The organism is Paenibacillus agricola, from assembly GCF_011440305.1.
Taxonomy (GTDB): domain Bacteria; phylum Bacillota; class Bacilli; order Paenibacillales; family NBRC-103111; genus Paenibacillus_S; species Paenibacillus_S agricola.
The window spans coordinates 35,304-49,196 of the sequence record NZ_JAAOIW010000019.1 but is presented as its reverse complement, the minus strand read 5'-3'; the positions used below and the strand labels follow the sequence as shown (position 1 = coordinate 49,196).

The window sequence follows — 13,893 nt, the reverse complement described above, 5'->3', positions numbered from 1 at the left end:
TAAATATCGGAGATATTTATTGTAAGTACGTTGAACGGTTGCAAAAAAAATGCAGCCTGTCAGGTTACCCATCTGGAGAAGTCTGCGGTAGGTAAAACTGGCTGCCATTGTCGAGCTCGACTGGAGCGGGGATAACCTGCCGGATGAAGACAGATGGAAACGAAACCGGGTTAGGCACAGGCAAACGGATTGGGGACGGACAGACATTGAAGCGCTGTTGCAGGTTTTTGAGGAGCTGCGAGATTTTTAACGTCCCAACTCACACAGTATTCACAATGACCTCATCAATAATGCCATATGCCAACGCCTCCTGTGAGGACATAAAGTAATCTCGGTCCATGTCGGTTTCGATCTTTTCTAGTGGCTGTCCGGTGCGCTCTGACGCTAATTGATTGAGCGTTTCGCGAATACGCAAAATACGCTTCGCGCTGATCGCGATGTCACTGGCCTGCCCTTGCGCCCCTCCATGCGGCTGATGGATCATAATCTCGCTGTTAGGCAACGCGAAGCGTTTGCCTTTGGCGCCTGCGAGCAGGAGAATCGCCGCAAACGATGCCGCAAATCCTGTGCATATCGTATGGACAGGGGGCTTCACGAATTGCATCGTATCATAAATCGCAAACCCGGCAGAGGTGGAGCCACCGGGACTATTAATATACATACTGATTTCTTTGTTCGGATCCTCCGCCGCTAGAAATAACAGCTGGGCTGTAATGCTGTTTGCCACTTGATCATCAATCGCGGATCCTAGGAAAACGATGCGGTCTTTAAGCAGCCGCGAATAAATATCATAGGATCTTTCTCCACGCCCGGTTTGTTCGACAACATAAGGTACATAAGCACTCATTTGGGTAGCCTCCATTTTGTGTTTTCATGTTACCTGATGTAAACGAATAAAAGCTTGGGAAAGATACGGAGGCAGTCATTATGTAGAAGCTTCTTTCAGCAAAATGAGGATTTGACGTGTTACCATCGATGCGATAACCTGTTTATACAGTTTTAAGCAACAATTTGCAGCTGCTGCGTATCTTTTCGTGAAGCTGGTTCGTTTACTGAGGATAACCAGCATGTAATGGATGACATAATCTAAGCAAAGGAGCGTGCCATATGATCTTAGTGGATTGTATAGTTTCTAACGATATAGCTTTTAATGAGCCTGAGTTGATAGAGCCTTTTGTAAAGCAGCTGCAGGCTACATTAAACCGCTATTGCTTGTCCTTGACAGGCTCTTTATGGGAAGCTGAGGATTTAGCGCAGGATACCTGGCTAAAAACGATAACGAAATTACGGGAGTTCCAGCACCCTAATACAGAAGCGTTATTGCTAAGGGCAGCAAAAAATATATGGATCGATAACATACGCAGGAATCAGCTATGGGCAGTCATTATGCAGCAGCAAAGCCCAAGGGCTTCGTGGCCGGAATATGGGACTTTGGGGATCGAAGATGCTTTCGCAGCTTTGATGAAGCATGTATCACCCTTGCAGCGAACCGTCTTTTTGCTCCGTGATGTATGCGGCTATTCCAGCTCTGAAGCAGCAACCATGCTCGGTACTACGGAGGGAGCGGTAAAAGCTGCGCTTCACCGTGCCCGACTCGCATTAGGTGCGGTAAGAAAGGAGATTGAAGAGGGTAGAGCCTCCCATATCGAGGATGAAGGCTTGAAGGCTTTCCTGCGGACGTTAGCAGTGGCGTATCAGATGGGGGATATAACGACGCTGGTGGAGCTGGCGCAGCGAAATGAAGTAGAGCCAGCTGTCGCGATCAGCATTGTACAAACGCGTATGCTGCGTAAATCGCATAATGTGCGTAGCAAAACAATGCAAGCACCAGCGCCCTATCAGCTTTCCGTACAGGCTCGATCCCAAATGCCAATGCAAGCCCACTATTGTTTACAGCGGGCAGCGTAAAAGGTACCCACAGGTTACTAGCGGCTACACAACTTGAACCAGAAAAGCCCTATACCCGGAAGAGCTAAGGGTATAGGGCTATTTCCATGTAAGCAGTGATGGTCCAGCCGTCCCAAGTCCTAGCGTAGCCGATACCAAGCCTAAGGATTATAGTCCATAGCAAGGTTTATTTTGTATTCCAGGTATCCTTCAAAGGTACAATGCGGTTAAAAACGAGTCTGTCAACGGTAGCCAGCTTGCTATCCACGCAAAAGTAGCCATGACGAAAAAATTGGAATTGTTTCGCTTCATTTTTTGCCTTATCAAGGTCGCTACACGCCTGCTCGACGAAAGGCTCCAGCATAACGTCCTTTAGGGTAACTAGCGAATGTGGGTTGACCCGATCTGCCCAATTTGTGCTTTCATCCTTCGAAAGCCCCTCCTCCAGCAGCAGCTTTTCGTACAAATGAACGTCGGCTGTTACAGCATGCTTCGCAGAAACCCAGTGGATCGTACCTTTCACCTTGCGCCCGGTAAATCCGGTACCGCTTTTCGTGAGCTTGTCGTAGGTGCAGTGAAGCTCTGTAATTTCACCTGTTGCCGGATCCTTCAGCACTTGCTCGCATTTGATAAAATACGCACCCTTCAGCCTTACCTCCGCATTCAGGCTTAGTCGGTGAAAACCCTTGGTCGGCAGCTCCAAAAAATCGTCCCGTTCGATATAAATCGTTTTGGAAAAAGGAACCTCTCGTTTGCCCAGCGCCTCGTTGTCACTGTTGTTTTCAATCATGAGCAGCTCCACTTCATCCTCTGGATAGTTAGTAATAACGATCTTCAAGGGCTGTAAAACCGCCATGAGGCTAATCGTTTTTTCTTTGAGATCCTGCCTGAGCCCATGCTCCAGCAACGAGATATCCACCGTGCTTTGGGTTCGGATACTGCCGATTTCCTGTGTAAAGCGGCGGATGCTTGCTGGTGTGAAGCCGCGTCTTCTTAAGCCTCGGATCGTAGGGAGCCTAGGATCATCCCAGCCGTCTACATAACCGCCTTCTACCAGCTGCCGCAAAAACCGTTTGCTTGTCACCACACCCGTTAAGCTCAGCCTGCCAAACTCTCTTTGCCGCGGTGGCTCAGGAATACCAAGCTCCTTAAGGACCCAGTCGTATAAAGGGCGGTGGTCTTTGAATTCAATCGAGCATAAGGAATAGGTAACACCCTCAATCGCATCCTGGATGGGGTGGGCAAAATCATATAGGGGATAGATGCACCAATCAGTTCCCGTCCGGTAATGCTCAGCATGGATGATCCGATAAATAACAGGGTCACGTAGGTTGATGTTAGGCGAGCCCATATCGATTTTAGCGCGAACAACCTTGGAGAAGGCAGGGAAGCCGCCATTTTTCATGGTAGCAAAAAGCTCCAGGTTTTCCTCGACGGATCGGTTTCGAAAGGGGCTGTTCCTGCCCGGCTCTGTCAAGGTTCCTCGATATTCGGTTATTTGCTCAGGTGCCAAATCGCATACATACGCCTTTCCTTGCTTGATTAAGGTAACAGCGGCGTTATATATGTCTGCGGAGTAATCCGAGCCGTAATAGATATGGTTCCCCGGATCGTAGCCAAGCCACTTGATATCCTCGATAATCGCATGCACATATTCGATATCCTCCTTAAGGGGATTCGTATCGTCAAAACGTAGATGAAAGGTTCCATTAAACCTTTGGGTGATTTCATAATTCGTGTGGATGGCGTAGGCGCTTCCGATATGAAGGTAGCCATTGGGCTCGGGAGGGAATCGTGTGCACATGTCTCTGGCGAAAGCTCCTATTTCTAGCTCATCGCTAATCAGCTTAATTAAAAAGTTTTCGTTTTGATGCTCTGTTTTATGATCCATTGTGGGCTCCTCCTAATGAATAAGGTAAGTGGTCAAACAGCAAAAAAACCTCACCTCCAAGACTATGGTCTTGGGGACGAAATTTTCGCGGTACCACCCCAGGTTCATTAATATGTCGCCATATTAACCTCTTCAAGTACGGCATTGCAGGCAATGCTTATACTCTAGCTCTATAACGGGAGCTCCCGTCATGCCATCCCCATTGAAGGTTCCAGAATGCTGCTCAGAGACTTGGTTCGGGAGAAAGCTCTTTGCCCCTTTTCAGCTGCCGGAGCTCTCTGTGTAAGAACGTTTTTCCTACTCTTCTCATCATCGCGTTAATTATGGTTTTATAATAACAAATACTGTCTGCTTTTGTAAGCTCAAGCTCTTCTATTCGTCTATTCTCCGGTTACTAAGATTACCGCCTTCGGTTTAGCAGAAACCATTGACTGCACCTTTTTCCACTCCTGCAGGTGGAGCTCTAAGCTTTCAACAAGCCAATCCAGCTCAACAATAAAGCTTTCTTGGGCAGCTTCATCAATTGCCTCATAGCTATGTAACGTTTCAAGCGATAGCGGGTTATTTGCTGGTACAGAAGCAAGCATTTGCTGCAAATCGCGCTGGATGGGCGCCAATCTTACCGGCGTTATTGCCTCAGCTTCAACGGCTTTAATCGCTCTGGCCTCTTTAGTCTCCGCTTCAGCAACCTGTGAAGCATCATCAACAATGGTTAAAGCCGGGATGGAAGGGGAAGCCACTTGCTGCTCCTTGGCAGGCGCTGCTTTCCCGCCCTTTGCCGCAGGCTTTGCTGGAGCTGCCTTGGTCCGTTCGGCTTTATTTTGCTCAAATACCGACCAGGTTTCGAGCAGCTCGTACCCCGATTTATACAAAAGCTTGGCTTTGGTATTGTCGGAGATGTCTTTATCCTTAAACAGACGGGCTATTTTTTTGACATCACTGACCGGCATTTCATCTTTGGCGACCATTAAGGCTAGTGGATCCCGATGCTCAATCGGCAAGTCCTTAAGCGGAAGCAGCTGCGATTCTGTCAGCTTGTCTTTCCTGATCTCAGTGCCGCTGACGATCAGCTTTTTAACCGGATTGCCAAACTTCAATAGCTCACATTTGTTTTTAATATACGATTCGGGCTTCCCCAGCTTGCTGGATAAATATTTGATCGAGCTGCTGAACTTGGAGTCGGACATAAGCTTGTTGAAGGCTTCGGCTTCCTCAATGGGCGAAAAGCCTTCGCGGGTCAAATTTTCGGCAATTTGCTCCAAATAAATTTCCAATTCATCCGTAACCGTGGATACGATACAAGGGATGGTCGCCTTGCCAAGTTTTTTGCAAGCTTTATACCTGCGGTTTCCATATATGATCTTATAGCGGCCGCCCTTGGTGGTCCTCACTTTAATGGGGGACAGCAGGCCGAGCTCCTCAATGCTTTTCATTAGCTCATCAAGGGAATCCTCGTCAAACTGGTAGCGGGGCTGGTCACGGTCTTCATCAATTAAGCTTGTCGAAATTTCAATAATGTCCATATAATTTCTCCTATCATGTAATGGGGCAACGGGTTAAGAGGCCAATGGGAATACCTATATTATATAACACCGTTTAAAGCCTTGGAAATCTTTTTGAAAAAGAGCCGTTCCACGAACAAAAAAGCTGCTATCTCAGGTTTCCCTAAAATAACAGCTTTCTTTATTAAGCAAAGATAGGAATTGAATATTTATCGCCTTTGGCAGAATACAATAGTGCTTGGGAGCGGAACAAATCAATTCGCACCAATGATTCTTTAAGGCTGGCTAAAGTTAATTTATTATTTTTTAAGGCAGTTAGTAGAGATGGAATGATGTTAGAATCCGCTCCGAATAGGAATACTGGAATCGAATCTTCTTTGTATGAAATACTTGTCATAACCAATGCAGGTTAACCTCCTTAGTAGTTTAAGATACTATCTATTTAACCAATATATGGATCGCTGAAACAGGTTATGACAATCTATTTGCAAATCGATTGAAAAGAGTATTCACGCTTGCATAGTTATCAGTTTAGTTGTATACTTATATTAGTTTCACAGCTAACTATTAGTTAGTTAATTGAAAGAGGGATGATGAGATTGTCTTCAGATAATTTCCCAATTACAAAAAAAACGCATGATAAGCGGCTAGGTATTGTCTTGTGGTTTCGGCTGTCCCGCTTCTATAACCAAAGCATTCGTGAAACTAACCAGCATTTGAAAAAGTGGGACATCAGTGCAGCGCAATTCGATATTATAGCCCAGGTTGGGGCGGCAGGGCGCATAAGGCAGCAGGATTTGGCAGATAAGCTGGTTGTGACCAAAGGCAATATAACGCAGCTTCTCCATAAGGTAGAGCTATTAGGCTGGATTCAGCGGGAGCAGGATTGGAAAACGAAGTATGTTTCTCTCACAAAGGCAGGCCAAGCATTATTCGACCAAATTGTTCCTGTCCAAGAGCACTTTCAGGCAGCACAATTTGACAAGCTAACCCCTTCCGAACAGAAGCAGCTGCTTGAACTATTAAAAAAATTAAAAACATGAAAAGGATGATAACCCATGAACGTAAAAGGCATTCACCACTTATCCGCTATGACAGGAAACGCACCCGGTAATTTCAAATTTTATACAGAGGTACTCGGTATGCGCCTGATTAAAAAGACGGTCAACCAGGATGATACAACGGCTTACCACTTGTTTTATGGAGATGAGCGGGGGAATCCGGGCACCGAGCTTACCTTCTTTGATTTTCCGGGAATTGGTCCCACCAGAAAAGGAGCAAGCAGCATATCGGGCACGTCCTTGCGTGTGGCCAGTGACGCGGCGCTGGAATACTGGCTGGTGCGTTTCAAGGAGCATGGCGTCAAGCATTCAGCGATCACCGAGCATGCGAACCGCAACGTGATTTTCTTCGAGGACCCTGAGGGCCAACAGCTAGCCTTGGTTTCTGATGAAACGAATTCGGGCGTTGCTGGCGGCATCCCTTGGGATCAAAGCCCTGTTCCGGTTGAATTCGGCATCACCGGGCTTGGTCCTGTGAAGCTAACCGTCCGCAAGCCTGAATCCACCATTGCCGCTTTGCGTTTGTTGGGCTTTTCGGAGAAAAGCCGGATCCCTGCCATCGTCGCAGGGCAGGAGGATATTATCGTTATGCAGGTGGGCGAGGGCGGCTCAGGTGCTGAGGTACAGGTTGAGCCGCGCAGCGACCTATCCGCAGCTGCGGTTGGCAAAGGTGGCGTACACCACGTTGCTTTCCGTATCGAAGACAAACAGGAGCTGCTTGCTTGGATCGATATTCTGAACAAAGCAGGCCTGCCAAACTCGGGCTTCGTGGAACGCTACTATTTCCGTTCTTTGTACTTCCGTGAGCCCAATGGCATCTTGTTTGAGCTTGCGACGGATGGTCCGGGCTTTGTTACGGATGAACCGTTTGAAACCTTAGGTGAAGCGCTGGCCTTGCCGCCATTCCTTGAGCCCAAACGTGCATCCATTGAAGCGAACCTGCGTCCGCTTGATACTTCCAGATCCGTTTAAGCGGTATCCAGGTAAAGAAGCCGCATGGCGATGTACATGATCGGACCACACAACCGAGCCGTTTATTCGGCTCGGTTGTGTGGTTTGCGTTTTTTTGGAGAATCTACATCCAAATTAGCGCTTGACGACTCAGACAAAAGCTAGAGAAATGTAGTTACTGCCAACACGTATCGCCTCAATGAGCGATGGATTTCTTCGTAGGATTTTGAATGCAGTTGATTTTTATGGGCAGCAATAGTATACTGAATCTATTAGGAATGAAAGTTCATTCCGCACAAAGATGGTAAAGTGAGGTGACCTAGTGTCTATAAATAAATTAGCTGGAAGCAAGCCAATTACAAACAAACGGGAAGATATTTTGAAGGCTGCCTTAAGCTTATTCGCTGAACGTGGCTATGATGCGACGACCGTTCCGACCATAGCGGACAAAGCGCAGGTGGGTGCAGGGACGATCTACCGCTATTTTGAAAATAAAGAAGTGCTTGTGAACTCCTTGTTCCAGGAATGTGTACGTTTGCTTTCAGCGACGCTCCTTACCAATATGCCCAACAATGATCGTACTATGCGCGAACAGTTCCACCATATTTTTGTCCAAATGAGCCAATTCGCCAACCATCACGACAAAGCGCTCGCTTTTATCGATTCCCATTCGAGTGCGCGGTACTTGGATGAAAGCAGTGTAACCATGTTTCAAGATTTTTTGGACATTCTGCGTGACTTTATCGAAAGAGGGAAGCAGCAGCAGATCATTTGCCCCATGCCATCTGATGTTTTGATAGCGATTGTATATGGCGCTTTAATCAAGCTGTTTAAAGTCATCAAAACTGGGGTCGTCGAAGAAACACCTGATTTGCTGCTGGCTGCGGAGGAATGCTGCTGGAATGCCGTGCGGGTCCATTAAGTTGGACTTTTCTTCTATAAAGAACGGAATGAATATTCACTCCTATGAAGAAATACTGCTTATTTGCCACTCATTTAGCTGAAGCTGGTTCACCCAAAAATATTGAAATCGGTATAACCCCAACCCTTAACTTTCATACTATCCCAAAGGAGAGATTTTTCATGTCGATTCAAATTCCCCAACCTAAAACGTACGGTCCATTAGGCAATCTTCCACAGCTGGATTTGGATATCCCGCTTCAATCGATGGTCAAGCTTGCCCAGCAATACGGACCGATATTTCGTTTGGATCTGCCTGGAAGGAGCGAGCTTATTATTTCGGGCCATGAGCTGGTTGCCGACGCCTGTGACGAGTCCCGCTTTGACAAAAGAGTTTGGGCACCCCTGCAAAAGGTAAAGCCTTTTACGGGGGATGGCCTGTTCACCAGCGCGACGAGCGAGCCCAACTGGAAAAAGGCGCACCAGATTCTGCTTCCAAGCTTTAGCCAAACCGCGATGCGCGGCTACCACCATATGATGGTCGATGTGGCGGTACAGCTTATCCAAAAATGGTCGCGCCTCAATCCGGATGAAAGTGTAGAGGTGCCGGAGGATATGACCCGCCTGACACTGGATACTATCGGTTTATGTGGTTTTAATTATCGCTTTAACAGCTTTTATCGGGAGCAGGCGCACCCGTTCATTACAAGCATGACGCGGGCGTTGGGCGAATCGATGAGCCAATTACAGCGCTTGGGTATCCAGGACAAGCTGATGGTCATCAGCAAACGCCAATTCAAGCATGATATCCAGGTTATGTTCTCCTTGGTGGACAAAATTATTGCCGAACGCAAAGCCAATGACGCCGAGCAAGGGGATGACCTGCTCTCCCATATGTTAAATGGCAAAGATCCCGAAACAGGTGAAGTGCTGGATGACGAAAATATCCGCTACCAGATCATAACCTTCCTCATTGCCGGACATGAAACTACAAGCGGGTTGCTGTCATTTGCGCTATATTATTTATTGAAAAATCCTGATAAGCTGGAAAAAGCCTATGAAGAGGTGGACCGGATTTTGACGGAACCGATTCCATCCTACAAGCAGGTTCGCGAGCTCAAATACATTCGCATGATTCTCGATGAAGCCTTGCGGCTATGGCCCACTGCTCCTGCGTTCTCGCTATATGCCAAAGAGGACACGATGCTTGCAGGTAAATACCCTTTGAAAAAAGGGGAAAGCGTCAATGTAATTATTCCCCAGCTCCATCGGGATAAAGAGGTATGGGGCGAGGATGTGGAGGAGTTTAAGCCGGAGCGATTTGAGGACCAAAGCCAAATTCCGCACCATGCGTACAAGCCTTTCGGAAACGGGCAGCGGGCCTGCATTGGGCAGCAGTTTGCGATCCAGGAGGCGGTTCTTGTGCTGGGCATGGTGCTGAAGCATTTCAAGATCACCGACCATACGAATTACCAGCTAAAGGTCAAGGAATCCCTGACCCTCAAACCGGACGGCTTTACGATGAAGGTGAGTGCCCGTGATCCGAAAACGAATCTGGCCTTTATCGGATCAGATATGGGCACAGCTACAGCTACAGCTACAGAGACCAGAACCGCTACAGGGACTGGGACAGGCATAGCTGCGCCTATGCAAGACTCGGCTCAGCAAAGGGAGCAGGAAGCAGCCTTGGCGCCGACCGTTAAAGCCCACAATACCCCGTTATTGGTGCTTTACGGCTCTAATATGGGAACGGCTGAGGGCATCGCCCGCGAGCTTGCCGAAATGGGCCGCTACCAAGGCTTTCGCAGCGAGGTGGCGCCCTTGAATGAGCGCGTTGGCAAGTTGCCCAAGGAGGGCGCAGTTTTCATTGTTTCAGCCTCCTATAACGGCAGGCCACCAAGCAATGCACGGGAATTTGTGCAATGGCTGGGCAATGTGGAGCCTGGCGAGCTGAACGGGGTACGGTACGCGGTATTTGGCTGTGGCGACCTCAATTGGAAGAACACGTACCAGGAAATTCCGCGGTTTATTGACGATCAGCTTGCAGCCAAGGGCGCAACACGCCTTACAACTCGAGGAGAAGGGGATGCTAGCGGCGATTTCGAGAAAGAAGTAGAAGATTGGCGCGGCGGGCTCTGGCCCAATGTGATGGAAGCCTTTGGCTTGAAGGTCAATGACAAGGCAGAGAAAGAAGGCAATAACCTGACGGTGCAATTTGTCAGCGGCTTTATGGACACGCCGCTTGCTGAAACATATGAAGCGATTCAAGCGACGGTCGTGGCCAACCGGGAGCTGCAAGAAGCAGGTAGCGGGCGCCATACCCGCCATCTCGAAATTAAGCTGCCGCAAGGCCTCGCCTACCAGGAGGGAGACCATCTAGGCGTGCTGCCGCATAACCACAAGGATTTGGTAGACCGTGTGCTGCGCAGGTTCCAGCTGAACAGCAATGATCATTTGGTGCTGAGCGCGACCGGGCGCAGCGTAGCCCATTTGCCGCTAGGGCGCCCCGTACGGCTGGGTGAGCTGTTAGGGCAAACGGTCGAGCTGCAGGAGGCGGTAACCCGTGTGCAGCTGCGGGAGCTGGCTGCCTTTACGGTATGCCCTCCGCATAGGAGGGAGCTGGAGGCTCTGCTCGAGGAGGAAGCCTACAAAAATCATGTGCTGAAAAAGCACATCACGATGCTGGACCTGCTCGATAAATATGAAGCTTGCGAGTTGCCTTTTGAGCGCTTCTTAGAGCTGCTGCCGCCGCTAAAGGCTAGATATTATTCAATATCCAGCTCGCCGCGCTTGCAGCCGGAGCAAGCTAGCATTACCGTTGCTGTTGTCCATGAGCCAGCGCGAAACGGGGAGGGAGCCTACAAGGGCGTGGCTTCGAATTATTTGGCTGAGCTTGCGGTCCACGATGCGGTTGCCATATTCGTCCGTACGCCTGACTCGGGCTTCCAGCTCCCTGAGCACCCGGAAACACCGGTAATTATGATCGGGCCTGGGACAGGGGTAGCCCCTTTTAGAGGGTTCCTCCAAGCGCGGCAAGCGCTTAAGAACGAAGGTAAGCCACTTGGCCCAGCCCATCTCTATTTTGGCTGCCGCAATGCGAGCGACCATATTTACCGCGACGAAATGGAGCAGTTTGAGCAGGAGGGTCTCGTTACGCTGCATTCGGCATTTTCCAGGATGGACGGACAGCCTAAGACGTACGTCCAGCATCTGCTCCAGCAAAATCCTGAGGAGCTGATCCAGCTTTTGGAGCAAGGCGGACACCTCTATATTTGTGGAGATGGCAGCAAAATGGCTCCGGCAGTGGAAGCTGCGCTGCAAGCCATCTATGAGCAGGTGCACAGTGTTGGGGAGCAGGAGTCTAGCAGGTGGCTAAACCGCTTGCTGGCTGAAGGCCGTTACGCCAAGGATGTTTGGGCCGGTAATTAATCTTTGAAGTATAAGAAAAAGCTTAACCTGATTGTTATATCGGGTTAAGCTTTTTTTTGATGAATTTTCAGGACTTTAATCCAAGTAGCTGCGTCTTAATCTACAATAAACAATTTGGCTCCAGTTTTGGTATAGGATCGATGTGGATTTGCACCATCTGCTACTTGGTAACTAACTCCTGGCGTTAGCTTGAATTCGCGTCCATCCGAAAGCTCAGTCATCAATTCGCCTTCTAATACTAGTAACACATGGCCGCGGTCACACCAATGGTCTGCGATATATCCAGGCGTATATTCCACCATACGCACCCGGATGTTGCCCATCTCAAATGTCCGCCAATAAGCAAAGCCTTCAATGCCAGGATGCTGCGTAGCGCTTACCCCGCTCCAGTCAATGATGCCAAATGGAACCTCCGTAATTTTCATGAAATATGCTCCTCATTTCTTGTGCTTTTTATGTATGGAAAAGACAGTATAAAAGGATCGCTTGCTGGACAAAAATCAAGTTTTTTTTGAACGCATGACCGACAAAATATTCGGAGTCAATCGCATCCTCGCTAACTTCCTCATTGCGAAAAAAAGGAGGGCATGGATTTAATAGGGAATGCTTTGGGGTTAGTTTCATTTTGGCTAAGGTGATTTGGTAGTTGCTTATGTAGTCCTTGGTTCGTAATGCCTCGGGTAAGGAATCAGTCAGCACAACATCGCTATCCATCAATACAGCTTCAAGCTCAGTATAAAACCTGTAGTTGCGGGACTCTTCACCCAACTCGTGACCACTTGTACATATATGGTTAAATTGCAGATCCATCACTTTGGCCATATCCATCCATGACCTGGAAATGTTTCCTGCGTGGCCTACGAATGTATATACCAGCTCCGTAAAGTTTTCTTTCATTTTGCTAATGGTATAGAGATCCGCTAAAATTTCACAGGGATGGTTTTCTGCTGTCATCGCATTAATGATTGGAATAGAGGTATGCAAGGATAATTGCTGGATTGTCGATAAATCAGGATGCCTAACAATGACCCCATCTGCCCAATTTTCTATATATTGAATCACATCGCTCAGCTGCTCCCGTTTGTCCAGTGCTTCCGGAGGGAATAACAAGCATTGTCCGCCTAAGTCTTGTATACCTTTCTCAAAAGAAATTCGGGTTCTTATGCTGGATTCCGGAAAAAATAACACAAATGTTTTACCGCCTAGCGGCTTCGCCCCTCCTTGTAAGCTTAACTGGTCTGTTAATTTGAATAGCTCATCAATTTGCAACGAGGATAAGTCCTTTAAGTCCAGAAAATGCATCGGGTCCGCTTCCTTTATAGGAGACATAGTCATAATGGAATATCAATTTGGGGCAGCTTAAAGGGAACTGGAAGCTTGGATGAGAGCCTTGGGGTTCGATTTTGTTGAATTTGTAATTTATATATAACACATCAAGACTGAGGTTGAAAAGGGATATGGCTCTTTTGGTTAAATTGACGTTATTTGGAAACGGTGATACAGTTTGTTACATAGTAAGGTTTTTAAAAATTTCAATGGGAGGGTATTTATTTGAGTGTGGATAACAAAGAGATTGTACCTGTGCACGAGGACGAAGTGCTGTTGGAGAAAATTCGAGCTTATTGCCTTTCACTGCCCGATACAAGCGAACGGGTGAGCCATGGGGCCCCTACTTTTTTTATCAATGGAAAACGTTCCTTTACCCAATACCACAACAATCACCACGGAGATGGGCGGGTCGCGCTTTGGTGCGCGGCTCCAGATGGTTTACAGTCCACGCTTATTGAGGCTTCACCGGACCTTTATTATGTGCCCGCTTATGTCGGGCATTTGGGGTGGATCGGGCTGCGCCTTGACCGTAACGTCGAATGGCAGGAAATCGTCCGTGCCTTGAGTGATGCTTATTTGGCTCGAGCCTCCGAGAAGCAGAAACAGAAGCTTTTCGATAGCAAGGCTTTGTTGTTGCCTGATTCGTAGGAGAGTAATTTTTATATCCAACCATGACCTCCGCACAAATGGAGTATGGCAACCGAGTTGCTACACACGATCGTTCTCGGCCTTGTCAACCATGTGGATATCGCAGCAACCTCCTCTAAATTAGTTTACATAATAATTATTATGTAAACTAATTGTTGGCTATGAGAAACTCCTTCTTTGACTAGATGACCCGAAACCAAAACTGTCGCTTGCGATAAAGTGTTCTAATTGTCGTTCCAATTTGAAATAGTCCTTGCCTAAGCAAGCAGTAGCACCTTATAATGTATAAGTAATT

General features: G+C 47.8%; 12 protein-coding genes and 1 other annotated feature. Of the genes, 6 read left to right on the top strand and 6 right to left on the bottom strand.

The window, feature by feature from the left end; translation table 11 throughout:
* Nucleotides 1-259: 259 nt before the first annotated feature.
* Nucleotides 260-862 (bottom strand): ATP-dependent Clp endopeptidase proteolytic subunit ClpP, encoded by a 603-nt coding sequence (gene clpP / locus G9U52_RS32190; RefSeq protein ID WP_279538785.1) that lies wholly within the window; start codon nt 860-862, stop codon nt 260-262.
* A 245-nt stretch (nt 863-1,107) separates the two neighbouring features.
* Here clpP and G9U52_RS32185 point away from each other — a divergent pair, with 245 nt between their 5' ends.
* On the top strand, nt 1,108-1,908 hold the full coding sequence (locus G9U52_RS32185) for an RNA polymerase sigma factor (RefSeq protein ID WP_166155404.1): 801 nt from the start codon (nt 1,108-1,110) through the stop codon (nt 1,906-1,908).
* A 166-nt stretch (nt 1,909-2,074) separates the two neighbouring features.
* Here the strand turns inward: G9U52_RS32185 and G9U52_RS32180 are convergent, their stop codons facing one another.
* The 3 genes from G9U52_RS32180 to G9U52_RS32170 all read right to left on the bottom strand — a co-directional run bounded on the left by G9U52_RS32180 (nt 2,075) and on the right by G9U52_RS32170 (nt 5,677).
* Nucleotides 2,075-3,778, bottom strand: a complete 1,704-nt coding sequence (locus G9U52_RS32180; protein ID WP_166155402.1) for a glutamine--tRNA ligase/YqeY domain fusion protein — start codon at nt 3,776-3,778, stop codon at nt 2,075-2,077.
* 69 nt (nt 3,779-3,847) lie between these two features.
* Nucleotides 3,848-4,100, bottom strand: a binding site (T-box leader).
* A gap of 58 nt (nt 4,101-4,158) precedes the next feature.
* Nucleotides 4,159-5,301, bottom strand: coding sequence for a ParB/RepB/Spo0J family partition protein (locus G9U52_RS32175; protein WP_166155400.1), 1,143 nt, complete (start codon nt 5,299-5,301; stop codon nt 4,159-4,161).
* Between the two features lie 163 nt (nt 5,302-5,464).
* On the bottom strand, nt 5,465-5,677 hold the full coding sequence (locus tag G9U52_RS32170) for a hypothetical protein (RefSeq protein ID WP_166155555.1): 213 nt from the start codon (nt 5,675-5,677) through the stop codon (nt 5,465-5,467).
* 223 nt (nt 5,678-5,900) lie between these two features.
* Between G9U52_RS32170 and G9U52_RS32165 the strand changes: the two genes are divergently transcribed.
* The 4 genes from G9U52_RS32165 (at nt 5,901) to G9U52_RS32150 (ending at nt 11,621) form a co-directional block, all read left to right on the top strand.
* Nucleotides 5,901-6,323, top strand: a complete 423-nt coding sequence (locus tag G9U52_RS32165; RefSeq protein WP_311764960.1) for a MarR family winged helix-turn-helix transcriptional regulator — start codon at nt 5,901-5,903, stop codon at nt 6,321-6,323.
* 15 nt (nt 6,324-6,338) lie between these two features.
* The gene (locus G9U52_RS32160; protein ID WP_166155398.1) at nt 6,339-7,313 is read left to right on the top strand and encodes a ring-cleaving dioxygenase; all 975 of its coding nucleotides are present in this window, start codon (nt 6,339-6,341) and stop codon (nt 7,311-7,313) included.
* A gap of 301 nt (nt 7,314-7,614) precedes the next feature.
* Complete coding sequence (locus tag G9U52_RS32155; protein WP_311764954.1) at nt 7,615-8,214, top strand: TetR/AcrR family transcriptional regulator; 600 nt, start codon at nt 7,615-7,617, stop codon at nt 8,212-8,214.
* Between the two features lie 161 nt (nt 8,215-8,375).
* Nucleotides 8,376-11,621, top strand: a complete 3,246-nt coding sequence (locus G9U52_RS32150) for a bifunctional cytochrome P450/NADPH--P450 reductase (RefSeq protein ID WP_166155396.1) — start codon at nt 8,376-8,378, stop codon at nt 11,619-11,621.
* A 95-nt stretch (nt 11,622-11,716) separates the two neighbouring features.
* On the opposite strand, the gene G9U52_RS32145 is transcribed toward G9U52_RS32150, so the two are convergent.
* Together G9U52_RS32145 and G9U52_RS32140 are read right to left on the bottom strand one after the other, a co-directional pair.
* Nucleotides 11,717-12,046, bottom strand: coding sequence for a DHCW motif cupin fold protein (locus tag G9U52_RS32145; RefSeq protein WP_166155394.1), 330 nt, complete (start codon nt 12,044-12,046; stop codon nt 11,717-11,719).
* A gap of 28 nt (nt 12,047-12,074) precedes the next feature.
* On the bottom strand, nt 12,075-12,956 hold the full coding sequence (locus G9U52_RS32140; RefSeq protein WP_243767684.1) for an ornithine carbamoyltransferase: 882 nt from the start codon (nt 12,954-12,956) through the stop codon (nt 12,075-12,077).
* 222 nt (nt 12,957-13,178) lie between these two features.
* On the opposite strand from G9U52_RS32140, the gene G9U52_RS32135 reads away from it, so the two are divergent.
* On the top strand, nt 13,179-13,598 hold the full coding sequence (locus G9U52_RS32135; RefSeq protein WP_311764959.1) for an MmcQ/YjbR family DNA-binding protein: 420 nt from the start codon (nt 13,179-13,181) through the stop codon (nt 13,596-13,598).
* Nucleotides 13,599-13,893: the final 295 nt, after the last annotated feature.